This window comes from uncultured Alteromonas sp., from assembly GCF_963976965.1.
Taxonomy (GTDB): Bacteria; Pseudomonadota; Gammaproteobacteria; order Enterobacterales; family Alteromonadaceae; genus Alteromonas; species Alteromonas naphthalenivorans.
Map to the genome: position 1 here is coordinate 26,848 of NZ_CAXBMP010000032.1, position 18,315 is coordinate 45,162.

At 41.7% G+C, this 18,315-nt stretch carries 16 protein-coding genes; 11 read left to right on the plus strand and 5 right to left on the minus strand.

The window, feature by feature from the left end; all coding sequences use genetic code 11:
- Positions 1-3: 3 nt before the first annotated feature.
- The 3 genes from AAC006_RS18130 to radC all read right to left on the minus strand — a co-directional run bounded on the left by AAC006_RS18130 (position 4) and on the right by radC (position 1,895).
- On the minus strand, positions 4-687 hold the full coding sequence (locus AAC006_RS18130; protein WP_288389542.1) for a YjbF family lipoprotein: 684 nt from the start codon (positions 685-687) through the stop codon (positions 4-6).
- A 97-nt stretch (positions 688-784) separates the two neighbouring features.
- Positions 785-1,123 carry a hypothetical protein gene (locus AAC006_RS18135; RefSeq protein ID WP_288389541.1) on the minus strand — a complete coding sequence of 113 codons (339 nt, stop codon included), beginning with the start codon at positions 1,121-1,123 and terminating at the stop codon, positions 785-787.
- Positions 1,124-1,217: 94 nt separating this feature from the next.
- Entirely contained in the window at positions 1,218-1,895 is a 678-nt protein-coding gene (radC, locus tag AAC006_RS18140; RefSeq protein WP_288389540.1) for a DNA repair protein RadC, read from the minus strand.
- Between the two features lie 197 nt (positions 1,896-2,092).
- Here radC and coaBC point away from each other — a divergent pair, with 197 nt between their 5' ends.
- A complete protein-coding gene (coaBC, locus tag AAC006_RS18145) occupies positions 2,093-3,310 on the plus strand; it encodes a bifunctional phosphopantothenoylcysteine decarboxylase/phosphopantothenate--cysteine ligase CoaBC (protein WP_288389539.1) in 1,218 nt (405 codons plus the stop codon).
- A gap of 161 nt (positions 3,311-3,471) precedes the next feature.
- A complete protein-coding gene (gene slmA, locus AAC006_RS18150; RefSeq protein ID WP_013786158.1) occupies positions 3,472-4,059 on the plus strand; it encodes a nucleoid occlusion factor SlmA in 588 nt (195 codons plus the stop codon).
- A 144-nt stretch (positions 4,060-4,203) separates the two neighbouring features.
- Here the strand turns inward: slmA and AAC006_RS18155 are convergent, their stop codons facing one another.
- On the minus strand, positions 4,204-5,040 hold the full coding sequence (locus AAC006_RS18155; RefSeq protein ID WP_208805145.1) for a glycosyltransferase: 837 nt from the start codon (positions 5,038-5,040) through the stop codon (positions 4,204-4,206).
- Positions 5,041-5,404: 364 nt separating this feature from the next.
- A complete protein-coding gene (locus AAC006_RS18160; protein ID WP_208805143.1) occupies positions 5,405-7,042 on the minus strand; it encodes a M28 family metallopeptidase in 1,638 nt (545 codons plus the stop codon).
- Between the two features lie 148 nt (positions 7,043-7,190).
- Here AAC006_RS18160 and AAC006_RS18165 point away from each other — a divergent pair, with 148 nt between their 5' ends.
- The 9 genes from AAC006_RS18165 (at position 7,191) to AAC006_RS18205 (ending at position 17,543) form a co-directional block, all read left to right on the plus strand.
- Positions 7,191-7,526 carry a DUF1820 family protein gene (locus AAC006_RS18165; protein WP_208805141.1) on the plus strand — a complete coding sequence of 112 codons (336 nt, stop codon included), beginning with the start codon at positions 7,191-7,193 and terminating at the stop codon, positions 7,524-7,526.
- A gap of 41 nt (positions 7,527-7,567) precedes the next feature.
- Entirely contained in the window at positions 7,568-9,322 is a 1,755-nt protein-coding gene (locus tag AAC006_RS18170; RefSeq protein ID WP_338456756.1) for a DUF885 domain-containing protein, read from the plus strand.
- Complete coding sequence (locus tag AAC006_RS18175; protein ID WP_126872723.1) at positions 9,322-9,837, plus strand: hypothetical protein; 516 nt, start codon at positions 9,322-9,324, stop codon at positions 9,835-9,837. The genes AAC006_RS18170 and AAC006_RS18175 overlap by 1 nt, the downstream gene beginning before the upstream one ends.
- A gap of 118 nt (positions 9,838-9,955) precedes the next feature.
- Positions 9,956-10,669, plus strand: coding sequence for a translesion DNA synthesis-associated protein ImuA (gene imuA / locus AAC006_RS18180; RefSeq protein WP_208805137.1), 714 nt, complete (start codon positions 9,956-9,958; stop codon positions 10,667-10,669).
- Entirely contained in the window at positions 10,669-12,072 is a 1,404-nt protein-coding gene (locus AAC006_RS18185; protein ID WP_244360358.1) for a DNA polymerase Y family protein, read from the plus strand. The genes imuA and AAC006_RS18185 overlap by 1 nt, the downstream gene beginning before the upstream one ends.
- A complete protein-coding gene (locus tag AAC006_RS18190; protein WP_208805134.1) occupies positions 12,072-15,143 on the plus strand; it encodes an error-prone DNA polymerase in 3,072 nt (1,023 codons plus the stop codon). Before AAC006_RS18185 ends, AAC006_RS18190 begins: the two co-directional genes overlap by 1 nt.
- A 68-nt stretch (positions 15,144-15,211) precedes the next feature.
- Positions 15,212-16,009, plus strand: a complete 798-nt coding sequence (locus tag AAC006_RS18195) for a hypothetical protein (protein WP_129735612.1) — start codon at positions 15,212-15,214, stop codon at positions 16,007-16,009.
- A 64-nt stretch (positions 16,010-16,073) separates the two neighbouring features.
- Positions 16,074-16,880, plus strand: coding sequence for a hypothetical protein (locus AAC006_RS18200; protein ID WP_208805213.1), 807 nt, complete (start codon positions 16,074-16,076; stop codon positions 16,878-16,880).
- A 135-nt stretch (positions 16,881-17,015) separates the two neighbouring features.
- Positions 17,016-17,543 carry an acyloxyacyl hydrolase gene (locus AAC006_RS18205; RefSeq protein WP_208805132.1) on the plus strand — a complete coding sequence of 176 codons (528 nt, stop codon included), beginning with the start codon at positions 17,016-17,018 and terminating at the stop codon, positions 17,541-17,543.
- Positions 17,544-18,315: the final 772 nt, after the last annotated feature.

Here is an 18,315-nt window from a genome sequence, read left to right on the forward strand (position 1 = left end):
TATTTACTGCTCCTTACTTTTCATTAAACGTACTACTCGACTTAAATAGACCATGTCGTATACATCACCTTGTGGGCTAAACTTTTGCGTAGAAGCTAAAAGCTGTTTCGATTTTGCGTCAAGGTAGTAGGTATTTTCCCATTCCAAGTTGGTGTCGATATAAGGCGTAGTCTCTGGAAAAATAACACTTTCCGTTATTTTAGTAACCGTCAAAGTAGCACCTAGATAGGTTTGGCTTTCCTCGCCGTGTACTCGCCATGTTGAGCTCACAGGCAGACCGAATCCAACGTTTTCTAAATCAAGTTTTCTTTGCCACGAGTAGGCTAAAACATCATTGCTAGCCAAGGGGTTGTGCTTTAAATTTCCTGTATAATACAGTTCGTTATCTAGTCCTTCAGTGCGAACAATCACGCCATGATGCATGGTGAAAATAACCTTATCACCTGAGACCCAGCGGTATTTATCACCATCAATATAAGCAAGAGCAAGTGAAGCAGCATCACGCCCACCCGCTTTAATTTGTAGTAAGTCTGCTTTACTTGCCGCTATTTCATCTACGGTGTAGGAAACGGTGCGATCCTCAAGGGCAAGACTAATGGTTTTAATATAGGCGTTAACGGTAGAGGAGCACCCTGAAACAAGAAGAGATAGCAGGCTGATAGCAATCAGTAATAGGGATGTTTTCATTGAAAATTTCGACAACTGTTATTTAGTAATAAGAACACTTTCTTGGCATAAATAAAAAAGCCGCTAATGAAAGCGGCTTTTTCGAAACTATTTATTATTACTGTACGGTCGGTGCGTAAGTAAATGTCACTGGAACAGTGATAGTTGTAGTAGCAGTTGCAGTACCTGTAACAGTTACTGTTTCAGTAGTACCAACACAAACACCGTCTACTAATGGATCAGTACCTTCACACGATGTAACTGTTTCAACTGGAGTAGTTGATGAATTGTTAGAAGCAATACCAGCAACAACGCCAGCAACAACAGCAGCAGTCGCTACAACTGGAGCAGTTACAGCGCCAAGTCCTGTAGATCCAGCTCCGCCTTCAGAGTCTTGAGCGCTAACACCAGCAGACATAGCCGCCGCTGCAAACAATGCAATAATTGACTTTTTCATATTAGTCCTTTCAGAAAATTTACCCATTAGAGTCATATGCTAAATCATTTTCAACGATTTGACTAGATTATATTCGATGAATGACTAACAAAATCTATGTTAACAGGCCTCGCTGTGCAAATGAAACCGTTTCCGTGTCTCCGACCACAAAATGATCGAGAACAGAAACATCGATCATTGCCATCGCATTTTGGATCTCGCCGGTCAGCCTAATATCTGCCTGACTCGGTTCGGCCACGCCTGAGGGATGATTATGAACTAAGATCACGGCCGCTGCATTATCTTTCATCACTTGTTTTAAAAGCTCTCGGGGATAAACCGCCGCACTATTAATCGTGCCTGTAAACATGGTTCTACACGCAATAAGTTGGTGCTGACTGTCTAACATCAACAGCAGGAATTTTTCTTGCTGACAGTCTCGTAGCTTTGCTTGCAAATAACGCTTTGTATCATCCACATTATTAAATACATCTTGTCGAGCAAGTGGGATTTCTAAGTTGCGTCTAAATATCTCAAAGGCGGCTTGGAATTGGGCAAATTTACAAGCACCAAGGCCATTCACATCGGTAAATTCGGCTTCGTTTGCCGCAACCACACCTCGTAGCGATCCCACTTTCTCCAACAGATCTCTTGCCAAACCTAAAGCGGTTTTCCCTGCCACTCCAGCGCCTAGCATAACGGCAATTAACTCAGCATCACTTAAGTATTCTGCACCGTAATAAAGCAGTTTTTCCCTTGGCCTTTCTTTAACAGGCCACACTTTTATCGACATGATTAGTTTCTCACACACCAAATGAATATAGGGTTATAGCGCAGTAGTCTATTTATAATCGACTGATCATTGGGCGAGTTCTTGTTTAAGTGACTTACTATCTGGTGCGTGTTAAGCACCGAGCGTACTTTTGTTCAGCTACCGCAAAAATAGCCATCATGATAGTCTTAGGTTATGTAAAAAATGATGTTTCAAATATGTCTTTAGCAAATAAAAATATTCTGCTTGGTGTTAGTGGTGGGATTGCCGCTTATAAAACCCCAGATTTAGTGCGTAAGCTTACCGCGCTAGGCGCGAATGTACGTGTTGTACTAACAGGCTCTGCGGCTGAATTTGTCAGCCCTCTCTCGTTGCAAGCGGTGTCTGGTAATCCAGTACATCAACAATTGCTAGACCCAGCTGCAGAAGCGGCAATGGGCCATATAGAGTTGGCTAAATGGGCAGATGTCTTACTTATTGCCCCCGCTACAGCTAATATTATGGCTAAGCTGGCTCATGGATTGGCTGACGACTTGCTTACCACTTTATACTTGGCCACAGAAGCGAAAACTTTTATTGCCCCTGCAATGAACCAGCAAATGTGGAAAGCAACCGCAACACAAGTAAATTTAGGTATCTTAACGCAGCATGGTGCATTATTTATAGGTCCTGCTGATGGAGATCAAGCCTGTGGTGATGTAGGCTCAGGCCGTATGGTGGAGCCGGTAGAAATTGCTTCTTCCATCAGCCGAAGCCTAGGCACCTCAAACGATAAGATTTTATCGGGTAAACACCTCCTTATTACAGCAGGACCAACACGAGAACCACTGGATCCGGTCCGCTACATCTCCAATCATAGCTCGGGAAAAATGGGTTTTGCTATTGCTGATATGGCCGTTAAAGCGGGCGCCGACGTCACTCTTATCGCGGGGCCAGTAAACTTACCTACCCCTGATGGATGTAAGCGTATTGATGTGACTACCGCCGATGAAATGTTAGTGGCATGCGAGCAAGCGGTTTCTCAATGCGATATTTTTGTGGCCACGGCTGCGGTAGCAGATTATAAAGCAGTGCAGGTTGCCGAAAATAAAATTAAGAAAATCGGTGATGAGTTAACACTTACTTTTGTTAAAAACCCTGATATTCTAGCAACGATTGCAACACGAACTGATAAGCCTTTTTGTGTTGGATTTGCTGCAGAAAGCCAAGATGTGGAGTTGTACGCCCGTGGAAAGCTGAAAAACAAAAAGCTTGATATGATTGCGGCAAACGACATAACTGCCGACGGACTTGGCTTCAATAGCGATAATAATGCGTTACATGTGATTTGGGACGATGGCGATAAACACCTACCTGCCACCACAAAACCTAAGTTAGCTGAAGCATTGTTACTACTTATTGCGAATCGATTTAACAGTAAGAATATTGTTCAATAGCCAAGCTTAGAACATCACTTAAAAATAAAAAATAACGATATACGCTAATACAAGTATTCTGCGTGTCGATAATAACGAGAACTCATCATAACGATTTGGCCTGAGCCAACTTAACATGGAACGGACTTCTTAAGTCCGGTTGCGGAGGAATTACTCTCATCATGCCTGCTGTCAAAAAAACAAATCGCAGAGCCCAAATTCTGCAAGCCCTAGCGGGAATGTTGGAAACAAACCCTGGTCAACGTATCACTACAGCAAAATTAGCTGAAAAAGTGGGCGTTTCAGAAGCGGCGCTATATCGCCACTTTCCAAGTAAAGCCAGAATGTTCGAAGGACTCATTGAGTTCATCGAAGAAACCTTGTTTACCCGCATTAATAAAATAGTTAACGAAGAGAAAGACTCGCTGACTCGATGTCAGCTAATTCTTCACCTCATTTTAGGCTTTGCCGAAAAGAACCCCGGCATTACCCGTATATTAAACGGTGATGCATTAATGGGAGAGCAAGACCGACTGCGCGCGCGTATCGCAAAACTCTTTGAACGCCTAGAGACTCAGCTTAAGCAGGTACTACGTGAGCGCAAGTTGCGTGAAGGAAAAACCCTATCAGCCGATGAAGCGATAATTGCTAATATGCTTATTTGTTACACCGACGGCCGCATTAACTTGTTTATTCGAAGTGGTTTCACCCGTAAACCAACGGAGCAGTTCAATGAGCAATGGGCAGCTTTTAAGCAGATGTTTGTATAAAACAGTTCGATATAAAGTGACCCTCAGTAATAGGAATTTCCAGCTTCATGGGGTCACTTCATACAGCTCTTTTTTAATTCGTATAGGGTTAAATAACGTTCAGCATATTAGATTTACCTATCTAGCTTCACCTGTAACAAATAACTAAGAAATAAGCCTTCTTTTTATTAGCTTAAAATTAACTTTCCAATTTGTTCTTAGCTTATGCTTAAAAGCGCCAGCGCTACTTAATTGAGGATCTTCAGCATTAGATTTGAAATTTTCTAATGCTTGCGGGTGCAAATTAAATGAATCAATAGCGCTCTTTGCTACGTTACCGTAACCTTTATATTCATTTACTTTGTTTTCAATGTGAATAACTGACATCCACAACCTTTTACCACGTACAGGAGTAACTTCTTTTACACTGCGCCAGTAGCCATGCCTTTCCTGAGTCCATATTGTTTTAAAGTTTTCACTCTTTTCAATCAAACTCATAAATGGGTTGTGAACATGTGAATGGAGACCAAATCTTACCCGTGGCGAAACCTGTAGCGTATATCCGTCAACGAAATCGATAACTCTAAACTCTTGCTTAGAGAATTGATTGTGTACTTCTTTTACAAAATCTTGATGAAGACTGTCGTCGTTATCTAGCCTCGTTGTAATTAAATAAGGCGTTGTGAGACGAGTTTTTATTTCTCTGGTAATAGACGGTAAAAAATCGTCCATTCCATCTGCATAAATAGGTATGAATTTGGAAAAATTTGAAGAGAGCTCACTAATTTTTTCACGAAAGATTTGTGGTGTCGTTTTATCGAAAAACACTAACCATTCAAAATCCTTTTTAGTTTGCGCTTTTATCGAAGAATAGCAATACTGTTCAAACAGCTCTAATCTATTCTCCATCCACTTGTCGGTTAAAACTTTAGATTGAGATTTTGTCTCATCCCAACCTTTTTTCCTAAGATTAAAGCGCGTCAGTATAAAGTGCTGAAACATAATGATGCCATTAAATATTTAGAAGATACTTTTTTACTAACTGATAACTCAAACGTAAAAATTCCATGTAATCCCTACTTTAGAGTAAAAAAAAGCTTACTAGTTCTGTATTAGTAAAAAAATAAGTTTAAATATTCTCTAATATCATCTTCCAAGTGCAACATCGCTCATTTGCGTACAATCATCATGGTGGTATAAGGCTAGAATGTTTTCTCTAGCGAATATCAACAACGACTCTATCTCGTTACATCGATACAGGTTATGTTTAACCTCAATGGGCTTTCAAATCGCATAACGTAGTTCGCACGTTACCTACAAAAAAGCAGCATAGATATGCTGCTTTTTTATTTAAGATAAAGCTACGTTATTTACTAAACGTATTCCCGAAGAAATCACCTTCATTCCATTTCGGTTTGTCTTCTTGATTAGCTAAGGTCCAACCAATTTGTGCATTTACTTTGGTAAAGGCTTCAGCAGCATTCCAATTAAATGGCTGGTTAATATCGTCGCTAGGTTTGTGGTAATTCGTTGATAAGAAGTGACCAAACACTTTACTACCATCTACCTCGGGATCTTTTGATGTTAAACCAGGAACTAAAAATACTGCTGGTACGCCTTGTTTAACAAATGCGTAGTGATCTGAGCGAGTAAATAGCGCTTGGTCTGGCCAAGGATCTGGGCTTAATGAAATATCAGCATTGCTTGCAGCGGTTTCAACCGACGCTTTCAAATCACTGTGGTTTGCACCAAACGCAATTACGTCGGCAAACTCATAGGTTAAAATGGGCATATCAAGGTTAACGTTTGCCACCATTGACGTCACCGGCACGGTAGGATTGCGAGCAAAGTAATCTGCCCCTAATAATCCTTTTTCCTCACCTGTTACCGATACAAACAATATCGAACGTTTAGGTTTTACGTCCATTTCGCTGAATAAGCGTGCAGTTTCTAGCATTACCGATGTGCCAGAGGCATTATCCATAGCGCCGTTGTTGATATTGTCTTTTTTAACTGTTTTCGCGAAACCAATGTGGTCAGAGTGCGCGGAAAAGACGACATATTCATCTTTAAGTGCTGGATCTGAACCTTCAAGCACGCCAACAACATTCGGGCTAGTCACTACTTCGTGAGTGCTCTTTTTACTTAAGCTTACTGTGCCAGGTAATGCAAAGCCTGTTGGTACTTTATCTGCCTCAAGATCGGCATAAATATCGTCAAGTTCCCGCTCAGCCCCTTCAAATAAGGTTTTTGCTGCAGCTTCACTTAAATACGCACCACCTTTAATTTGCGGGAAGGTATTGGCTGACTGCCCTTCGTCATCCAACCAAGCCATGCGCGGTGTATGAATATAGCTTAAGCGGCTTTGGTAAGGACGTACCTTTTCGTTTTTAGGCGTGGTGATGGTGATCATACCAATTGCACCATGCTCAGCGGCGTACTTTTGCTTTTGATACCCTGAGGCAAAATGAGCACCTTCTTCCGAAGGAAAATCACTGGGTTTACCGGCTAGCGAAACCACAATTTTGCCCTCTACATCGATATTTTCATAATCGTTGTGAGACAACTCGTCAGCCACTATGCCATAGCCAACAAACACAAGTTCGCCTGAAACATTAGCATCTACGCTAAGTAAGCTAGGACCTGCTAAATATTCTTTTGGGTAAGCAAAATCAATTTTTTCGCCATTACGAGTAAGCGTAAATTCTGGCGACTCTTGCAATAGGTTTGCTTTACGGAAGCTTACCTGTTGCATGTAGCCATCTGTACCTGCTGGCTTTAAACCGTATTTTGCGAATTCTGTCGCTATGTATAACGCGGCAATTTCATGCCCTCGAGACCCCGTATCACGGCCTTCAAGTAAGTCATCGGCTAAGAAAAATAAGTGTGACTTTATACGCTGAGTGTCAGGGTTAAAGCTATTTTCTGTCGTTTCATGGTTATGCGCAGTGGCAGCAAATGCCATCGCCGTCATCGCACTTCCAAGTAATAGTTTTTTTATCATTGTATTTCCACTATTTTTGAGGTCTTTACATATTACCTTACCCAAGCGATTCCGTAACGTTTAAGCCTAACGATTTTCGACCATTGCCCGTATTTCTAGACCATTGTAAAATTCACGCCCTTTAAGTCATCAACATATTAATAAACCCATGACAAAAACCGACCCTTTGTATCGAGTACAGTTCATAAGTAATGGCGAACGCTACGATGTGTCCGTCAAATCACTTTCTCAAAGTGGCTTATTTGGATTTGTGGAAATTGGGGAATTTGTGTGGGACACCCACACAGGCATAGTGGTAGATCCAAGCCATGAAAAGCTTAAATCAGAGTTCGCAGATGTTACCAGTACGTATATTCCTATGCATAACATCCTTCGAATTGATGCGGTGAGGAAAAAAGGCACAGCCAAAATTATTAAATTAGATAATAAGTCTGATAAAGTGATGCCTTTCCCTAGCCCAATTTATACACCTAACAAAGAGTAACCCACCGTTGATAATCCGGTCTAAGGTTACCGGAGGCTTTCATGTACCGTTATTTGTTAACTTTTATACTAGTACTTACTAGCTTTACCTCATTGGCAAGCTCCAACGAGGATAAGTCGTTTTATGCTTTGTTAGATGAAATTTGGATATACGAACTAAGTGTTTCCCCGCTTCTAGCTTCGAGACAAGGCAACAGTTCGCAAAATAGCGAGCTACCGGATATTTCACCACAAGGCTTAGCCACTCAAGATCAACAATGGCGAACGTACCGTCATGCATTGAAAGCGTATTCTAAGGAAAATCTATCTGACGACGCTTTTATCTCGTTGCTTATGCAGCAGTATCGGCTAGAGAATTATATTAGCCAATATCACTTTCGCGCTTATCTTGTCCCCATTAATTCCGAATACGGTTTTCATGGTGCCATGGCATCCTTGCCAAATTTATCTGTATTTAAAACGGTGGAGGATTATCACGCTTACCTGTCTCGTTTGAATGCACTTACCCCCTACTTTGAACAACAAATCGCCTATATGCGCCAAGGGCTAAAAGAGGGTTACACCCAACCTAAAGTGGTTCTTAAAGGCTTCGAAGATGCGGTAGCCGCTTATATTATGGACGACCCAGTGAAAAGTGGCTTCTACAGTCCATTTACTCGATTTCCAAAACATATTGATGCTTCACAACAAGCTGCGTTAGCCCAACTAGGCCAAAAAGCCATTACCACCAGCGTTTTCCCTGCTTACCAAGCATTTTATGACTTCATGGTTGATGAGTATATTCCTGGCGCCCGAGCCGCCATTGCTGCTAACGAATGGCCTGATGGCAAAGCTTATTACGCTAACCGCGCCAAGCACTACACCACCACAGATATGAGCCCCGAAGACATTCATACTCTTGGCTTAAAAGAAGTAAAGCGTATTCGAGCTGAAATGCAAAGCGTGGTAGATAGCCTTGAATTCGATGGCAGTATTAATGAGTTCATTACCTTTTTACGTGAAGATCCGCAGTTTTATGCCTCCAGCGCAGAAGAACTGCTAAAAGAGGCTTCTTTTATTGCGAAAAAGATGGACGCAAAATTACCTTCGCTCTTTGAATATTTACCTCGTACGCCTTATGGCGTTGCTCCTGTACCCGATAGTATCGCCCCGAAGTACACCACGGGTCGTTATATTCACCCTAGTCGAGACGATCAACCCGGTTACTACTGGGTAAATACTTATGCGCTAGATAAGCGTCCGCTTTATGCCCTTCCAGCTCTTACCTTGCACGAGGCTGTGCCTGGGCATCATTTGCAAATATCTTTAGCGGCGGAATTAGAAAATTTACCCATGGTACGCCGCAACACTTATATTTCAGCTTTTGGTGAAGGTTGGGGTTTGTATTCTGAATTCTTAGGGATTGAAGCGGGTATTTATGAAGACCCCTATGATAATTTCGGTCGCTTAAGCTACGAAATGTGGCGCGCGTGTCGCCTTGTCGTAGATACCGGCATGCACACCATGGGATGGAGCCGCGAAAGAGCTGTTGATTTTATGATGTCCAATACGGCTTTGTCAGAGCATAATGTGAATACTGAGATAGACCGATACATATCATGGCCAGCACAAGCCCTATCTTATAAAATTGGTGAAATTAAAATAAAGGCGCTACGTGAAAAGGCTGAGGTTGCGCTAGGTCAGCATTTCGATGTACGTAAATTTCACCGAGCAGTATTAGAAAATGGTTCTGTGCCATTATTCATTTTAGAGCAAAAAATTAACCAATTCATAGAAGAACAAAAGGCGGCAAGATAATGATATTTGCATTCGGGATCATAGGACTACTTGTCCTGTTTTTGATTTATCTAGCGCTTCGTGTGCAAACGCTACAACGTGAACTTACGCTTACGCGCTCATCTGCAAAACAAAATGGTAATAAAGTTAACCATGCTTATAAAAATTTACTGTTAGTTACTGATGCGCTAGAAAAAACTTATTCAGCTCGTATCGAAAGTGCTTATAAAAGCCGCCTGATAAGTCAGCAACAACATACTGCTCTTATGCCGCTTATGCTTAACTTCTCTAGTATTGTAATGGCGTGCTGTGAAAAAGGCGCTACGTTAGAAGAAGCATTAGATTCTGCATTAAGCAGCACCGAGGTATCACAAAGCGATGTGCGAGACGTGATTAAAGAAATGCCTGGCCCCATTCGTATGGCTTGGTCTAAAAACAGCGCTGATGGTTTTATTGCAGCCTGCCAATTAATAACTAGCTCGGTGGGAGGTAACACTAAAAAAAGCCCTGCTAGCAGCGATGCCAGTACGGCGTAATTATTTAAGCATTTTTTTCAAATAGTTAGATGTCCTCACAGCCTTAACTATTTCACCCATCTTGAAAAGACAAACCTCTACACTATAATACTGTACACATATACAGTATTATGGTGTTATGAATATTCCTATTTCACCCATTGATGAAGTTCGTTCAAAGGCAGCGCTTTTTGATAAGCACCCTCATATATGGCGAGCTCGAGAGAAGCCTGTAAGCGAAAACAAGTTTTTGCTGGGTAATCTTATATTGGATGAAGCCCTGCACGGTGGTATCGCCACATCAGGCGTCGTAAGAATTGCATCACTAACGGGTATTGGAGAAATCAGCCTTTTTAAACACGTTTTAACTACGCATCGCACGCACAAACTACGTGTATTTATAAAACCACCCGCCCAGCTCCAAGCGCCTTGGTTAAGCAGTTTAGGCGTAGACTTAGAACAAGTCATCGTCGTGCTTCCAAAAACAGATCAAGAAGCCTTGTGGGCAGCAGAGCAATGCTTAAAAAGTGCAGCTTGTCATTGTGTTTTGCTTTGGAATAACACCATGGATGCAAAAGCTGCTCGGCGTTTGCAAGTGGCGGCATCGCATAACGATACGCTGTGCTTACTGTTTACTTCCCCTAACCAACAAAGGGCTTCTTTTCCAATTACCCTAGATTTAAGTCTGCATCTTCGTGATGCGCAATTGGTTGTTAACATTATTAAACAGCGTCATGGATGGCCCGTATCCGATATCGTGCTCCCCCATTCATGGACCCCTAACAACCGCGCCATTCAATCAGCCATGCAAAATAATAAGAACACCGAGCCAGCATTACACTCGGTGATTTAATGATGCTATGGGCTTACTTTTACTGCTATCAGTTAACTCTTGATTCCCATAAAAAAGATGGCGGCTTCACAGACGGTGATATACCTACTGTGGTTTATCACGAACAAAGCAACCAAGTAGTTCAAGCTAATTCTCAGGCTATAAACGAAGGTGTTGAATGCGGTCAAGGGCTTGCACAAGCGGCTGCGCTTTGCCCTCACGTGCGCATTCTAGCGTTTAATCGCGAAGCTGAAAAAGAGACCCTTCTCTTTCTTGCACATCGGTTATACCCACTCGCTTCAGACATTGTGATTGATGCTCACAACGCCATTGCTATTCGACTAGACAATTTACTGCAGTATTACGGTGGTCTTGACGCTTTATGGCATGTACTTACAAACGAGCTACATTCTGCTGGTATTCACTTTTATTTCGCCACTGCATGGGGAGTGGATGCAGCACGCCTTCTCGCTAAAAATAAAACCAATCGCTATACCGATAATAAAGAAAACATAACTCTGTTATTGTCACGCTGTAAGCTAGAACAAACTGCCCTTGATTCGAAAACCATTGCCACACTTGCTAAAGTCGGTGTTAGACAGGTAGGCCAACTACTTAAACTTCCCGTCCATGAACTTGGGCAACGATTTTCAAACGATACTATTCGCTATTTAACCGCACTGCGGGGGGAAACCTTTCCCAAATACGTTTTATTCAGGCCATCGATAAGCTTCAAGCAGTTAAAAAATTTATCGTTTGAAGTGGAAAACACTCAACACTTATTACCGAGTATTAAGTCCCTACTAGTTACGCTAGAACACTACTTACGCGCACGAAACTTACTCACCTCATCTATTATTTTTCGCGTGCACTTTAGAGAAGAAGAGCCCTTATCAATAGAGGTTAATGGGGCTATGCCTTTTGCTGCACAAAAGGACTGGTTGGCACTGGTTGAACTTAAAATTGAGACGCTTCTACTGCCGGAACCCGCCGTTGCTATATCCCTAACTTGCCAGCAATTCGAGTCCATTGAGAACGATGGAAACGATTTCTTTTCACATCGATTTACCACCGTGGCACAAAAACAACTTATTGGAAGATTAAAAGCTAAATTAGGCGATGCCAGTACGCTTCATCCTAAAGCGGGAAACAGCCACACGTTTGAAGGCATGACAGTAAATCAAGTCGTGGAAACTACACCTGCTTATACCACTGATATAGCACCTGCCTTCTTGTTTCAACACCCTATACCCCTAAACCTAGCGACACGTATTTGCTTTGGTCCTATTCGACTTCAGACACAGTGGTGGAGTAGCGCTGCTAGCCAAAAAGATTATTTTATAGCCGAAACTAGTCACGGTGTGCGCTTGTTAGTTTTTAAAGATGCAAAAGCCAGTTGGTGGACACAAGGCGTTTACAGCTAATGTATAGTGAGCTTTTTTGTCAAAGCCACTATAGCTTTTTAACAGGGGCATCTTCTCCTGCCCAGTTAGTGACTACCGCCTCTTTTCTTGGGTACGAAGCGTTAGCGATTACCGATGAATGTTCCGTGGCCGGTGTGGTGCGAGCTTATGCTGAAATCACACAGCAAAAACTCCCTATTAAGCTCATTATTGGCAGCTACTTTCGTTTCGATAATGCATTCTCTTTTGTATTACTCTGCCCCAATAAAGCAGCATATACCGAACTTTGCCGCATTATTACTAATGCCAGAAGGCGCAGCCAAAAAGGTGAGTATCAACTTGCAGAGTGGGATTTGCGGACGATACGTCATTGCACGCTAATATGGATCCCTAGTACTCAGGAAGAAAAAGATAATTACTGGGCGGCTTGGCTAACCAGCCAACCCAACATAAAAACATACATAGGCGCACAACGTTTACTTGATGGGTATGATCATCATCGATTTGCGACTTACACAAAACTACAGGAAAGATTTGAGTTTCCTATCCTTGCTTGTACCGGCGTGCTTATGCACCATGTAGATAACCTTCCACTTCAACATGTTCTTCATGCCACCCAAGCACATACGCAAGTAAGTAAATTGGGGCGAGCAGCATTAAGCAATGCCGAGCGTAGCTTGCGTACCGTTTCAAAATTAAAAAAGCTCTTCCCTGAAAAGTGGATTGCCAATGCTATTGACGTGGCGAGAGGCTGTCTATTTTCGTTAACAGAGCTACGCTATCAATATCCTTCTGAACTTATACCCAAAGGTGCATCGCCCACTACATATTTGAGAGAGCGTGTAGAAGCCGGCATAAAAGTGCGTTTCCCAGATGGCCTGACCGATGCGCTTGGGGCACTTATTGAAAAAGAACTCTCACTTATTCACGAACAAGAGTACGAGTACTTTTTTCTTACCATTTACGACATTGTTCAATTCGCCAAAGCGCGCAAAATCCTCTATCAAGGCAGAGGTTCGGCGGCTAACTCTATTGTGTGCTATTGCCTAGAGATTACCGCCGTTGATCCACGGCAAATCAATGTGCTTTTTGAACGCTTTATCTCTAAAGAACGAAACGAACCGCCTGACATCGACGTAGATTTCGAGCACCAACGTCGTGAAGAAATTATTCAATATATCTATGAAAAATATGGCAGAGAAAGAACTGCCATTGCTTCTACGGTTATCTGCTATCGCTTTAAATCAGCGTTTAAAGATGTAGGTAAAGCCTTGGGCTTCAGTGAGTCGCAATTAAGCTTCGTGATGAAGCAAATTAATCGCCGAGACAGTGTCATTCCTTGGCAGTCTCAGCTTGCGAATTTAGGGCTCGACCCGGCAAATGAAAGGGTAAAACTTCTAATTAGTATCACCGAGCAACTTCTCGGCACGCCTCGGCATCTTTCTCAGCACGTTGGTGGTTTTGTTATTAGTTCAGGGCCACTGTATGAGTTGGTTCCTGTTGAGAACGCCTCTATGCAAGAGCGCACTATTATTCAGTGGGATAAAGATGATATTGAAACGCTAGGACTACTTAAAGTTGATGTATTAGCTTTGGGCATGCTAAGCGCCATTCGCCGTACCTTTGACTTACTTAACAAGCAATTCCCTATCAATATAGATATTCCTTTCATTACCAAATTAGGCGATGACAAACAGGTTTACGATATGATTTGCCAAGCTGATACCGTCGGCGTATTTCAAATTGAATCTCGCGCACAAATGTCGATGCTTCCTCGTTTAAAGCCTCGCCGTTATTATGACTTAGTGGTGCAAATAGCTATTGTTAGACCCGGCCCTATTCAAGGGGATATGGTGCATCCTTATCTTCTACGACGGCATGGAAAAGAAGCCATAACCTACCCTTCTGAAGAAGTAAAAGAAGTGTTATCGCGTACTATGGGTGTTCCAATTTTTCAGGAACAAGTGATAAAACTGGCCATGGTTGCGGCAGGCTTTAGTGGCGGTGAAGCAGATCAATTACGTCGCGCGATGGCTAGCTGGAAAAAAGACGGCCGAATTTTTGAGTTTAAAGAAAAGCTGATAAAAGGCATGGTATCGAGAGGCTACGATGCCTCTTTTTCAAATAATCTATTCGAACAAATTAAAGGCTTTGCTGGCTATGGTTTTCCAGAGTCCCACTCAGCATCGTTCGCCGTGTTAGCTTATGTATCATGTTGGTTAAAATATTATTTTCCTGTTGAGTTTTATGTTGCCTTGTTAAACAGTTGGCCAATGGGTTTTTATACGCCCTCACAGCTGGTACTAGATGCAAAGCGCCATCATGTTACGGTACATGCGCCTTGTGTGAATGCATCAAATTACGAACACTTAATTGTTGAATGTAAAGGCGATAAGCAAATTCAGCTTGGCCTAACGCTTGTAAAAGGCTTAAGTGAAAAGAGTGCAAACCTTATTGTTAGCTGCAGGCCGTCAACTGGCTATAAAAATATAGAGGGTGTGCGAACCCTCGCAATACGTCCTGATGAACTAGAAGCATTAGCGAGTGCAGATGCATTTAGAAGTATTGCAGGTAATCGCTATCAAACACGTTGGCGGCTAATGGACAAGCAAGCCAATTTGCCGTTGTTTGAACATACTAATAACGAGGACACTTTCAATACTGCCCCAAGCGTAGCAGAAACCTTAATTGAAGATTATGCTTCTATAGGGCTTTCGGTTAACGACCACCCTGTAGCACTGTTGCACAGAGAGCGAGAGCTAGGTTTTATTACCCCAGCTAAAGCTTTACTTAAAAAGCCTCATAAATCTATTGTAAAAATACTTGGATGCGTGACCGGGCGACAAGCACCAGGCAGTGCAGCTGGGGTTACATTTTTAACGTTAGAAGACCATACTGGAAATATTAACGTTGTAGTATGGCAGGCTACCTCTCGCGCCCAGCATAAGACCTTTTTAAAGGCTAAGCTTATGCAAGTTGATGGAATTATTGAACGCTCGAAGGAGGGGGTTATTCATATTATTGCGGGAAAATTAATAGACCGAACACCATGGCTTGAGGATATCAGTATGCCATCAAGAGACTTTCATTAAATCCAATTGCGTATATACGCGTTTTATAGTCTCAGGTATTGTAGTATCAACATGACAAGGAGTTCGATATGAAACAGGGGTTGTTTTGCCTATTACTGATATGGATTAGTACAGCGGCAACTGCTGAAAAATTTATTGTAGGCTCACAAAATATAGAATATTACCCCCATTATAATTTTTCTTCACCTATTGATAAGGGTGTTGGCTGGGCAATACTTGAAGCCTTTTCCGAAGCATCTGGTCACGAATTTTCGTATTTAACTATGCCTGTTCGGCGTCTTCAAATGGAAATGCTCAAAGGGCATGTGGATTTTGTATATCCCGATAATCCGGGCTGGTATAACGATGTCACTGACACCAAAGAAAAATATTTTTCGGTTGCACTTACCCGTGCCGTTACAGGTACTTTTGTAAAACCAAAAAATGTGAATAAAGGTATCAACGCTATTAAGAGAATTGCTATGCCCCTTGGATTCACTCCAGTGAATTGGCAAGCAAGATTAGATCAAAACCTCATTAAAATAGTGTCTATCTCTGATACTTTTGCAGGCTTGTCGTTACTACAATTAGAGCGTGTAGACGCCTTAGACTTCGAATACCATGTGGGAAATTACTACTCTAATCAGTCGCCGCAAATAGGCCCTTTCATATTAGACATTACTCTACCCCATAACGAGATCCCTTTTATGCTTTCTGCTTTAAGACACCAGGAAGTCATTGAGGAACTCAATGCATTTATAAATAATAACCCAGCAATTATTGATTCGATCAAAGCACGCTATGGTATGACTACATTAGAAGCACTGACACAACAGGTTCAAACTGAATTTAGTATTGAAGATAAAGACATTTGGCAGCCTGAATAACCGTTTATGGGCTATTATTAATCTCTGTGTTAAAAAAATAGTATTCATTAATAAGGTAACACCAGTGGGCTATATAAAACGGACTTTCTACTGCCTTCTCATTATTTTCGGCGGCAACTTAGCTCAAGCAGAACAGTACATTATTGGTGCTCAAAATATTGAGTACTTTCCTCACTATGATTTCACTTCTAAAGTTGATAAAGGCGTAGGGTGGGCAATTTTAGAAGCCTTTTCTGATGCCTCAGGGCATGAATTCGTTTATTTAGACATGCCTGTTCGAAGGTTACAAATTGAATTAAATAAAGGGAATGTAGATTTCGTCTATCCTGATAACCCACGTTGGAATAGCGCAGATACTACCGCTTTCGAGAAGACCTATTCGAAACCTATTACTCATACGTTATCTGGAACACTTGTTAGGTCAGAAGATATTGGAAAAGGGATAAATTTCATTAAGAAGTTAGCTATACCACAAGGGTTTACACCGGTTAAATGGCAAAGCAGAATTGATGACAACCTTTTATCTTTAGTTCCCATTGAAGAAACTTATAATGCGCTTTCACTACTTCAACATAAAGAAGTCGATGCTGTAGATGTTGAATATCACGTTGGAAAATATTTTATGCAGAGTTACCCTCAACTGGGTCCCTTTTCCGTTGATATTACACTTCCTTTTATTGATGTCCCTTTTCTATTATCCACTTTACGCCACCCCGAAATAATTAAAGAGCTAAACGTATTCTTAATAAATAACCAAAGCTTGATATCTAACATCTACGAAAAATACGATATTGCTCTACCTGAAGAGCTGGTAGAAAGGTTTCGAACAGAACAAAATATTGAGAAAGACGAAGTGTGGAAGCCCCTGTAATAATTACTTATTTCAAGAAAATTCTTAAGTAGCTAAAAACACATAAGCATTCCAATTGACTTTAACCCCCTGAAAATTATAGATTTTCATTTCTGGTAATGATTTTGCTTTCTCCTTACATATTAAGGAGACAACATGTTCAAAAATACATTCAAACTTACCGTCCTAGCTTTGCTTTTTCTGCCTAACTTAGCGCAAGCCAAACAAACCGTCAGCGTTGATTATATGAATGGCTTTGACAATATCGACGGTATTCGATTTGCCTATCGACCATTAGAACACAACTTAAGCACTGGATGGTTTGGTGATATCAAACTGTACTGGGAGCTTAGCGCTTACCATTGGGAATACGGTGAAGACAATAACCATAGCACAAGCTACGCGCTATCAATAACGCCAATTTTTATGAAGCAAATTAGCACCGTGTATGACTACCCTCTGTTTGTTGAAGCAGGTATAGGGGCAAGTTTCATCAATGATGAGAAAGTAGCAGGCAAAGATATAGGTTCTAACTACCAATTTGAAGACAGGCTAGGTTTAGTGCTTGAACTTGATGAAAGCCAACACGTCGCCTTGCGCTACATGCACTTCTCTAATGGGGGATTTAACAGTAATAACCCTGGATTGGATTTCATGAACCTGTCGTACGCATATAGTTTCTAATAGTCATTGCTTCAACTTAAGTGGGCTTTATGCCCACATATACTTTCATGTTCATAATTTACCTGGTGAGGCTTATGGGGATAACTAAATTACTTAAATTGAAAGCTTATGTCTTAAAGCAGACAGATAAGCTATGGCATGAAATATGTAGCTTAACCTACTAGTCTCACATGATTTTATTATTTTCTTCTGTATAACTTACTATGGTACGTAATTAAGAGACTCACTTTAATCATAGTTTTCAGTAGTGGCGTATTAACATATTGTGTTGCAGATCTAGATACGGCTGGAAGTCAGTCAAACAGCATAAGTAAGCTACGTGGTAACTTCTAGCAACGGGCTTCGCGCTAATTCCCACTTTTCTAAAGGCATAAAAAAAGGGCTATCCGTTAGGCTAGGCTTCGTTGTGAAGCAATTTCTTCGAATGGGACCTGGCAGTGTGCTACTCTCACATGGGACTGGGCCGGTCACCGGAACCCCACAATATCCCCACGCCAGTTACTGGTCGCCGAGTCTCGGCATGCGCTAATACGTTTCACTTCTGAGTTCGGTGGCTCATATACCACGGGGTGCAGAATCATGATGCTTTTTATCATGCTTCTTTTTTGGAATGAGCGCGCAAGGAGGACCTGCAGTACGCTCAGTTTTTTACTACGGCGTAACTGCTAATATTATTTTCTATTAGACATAAAAAAAGCCCTTATCATACGATAAGGGCTTTCTTCGAATGGGACCTGGCAGTGTGCTACTCTCACATGGGGAAACCCCACAC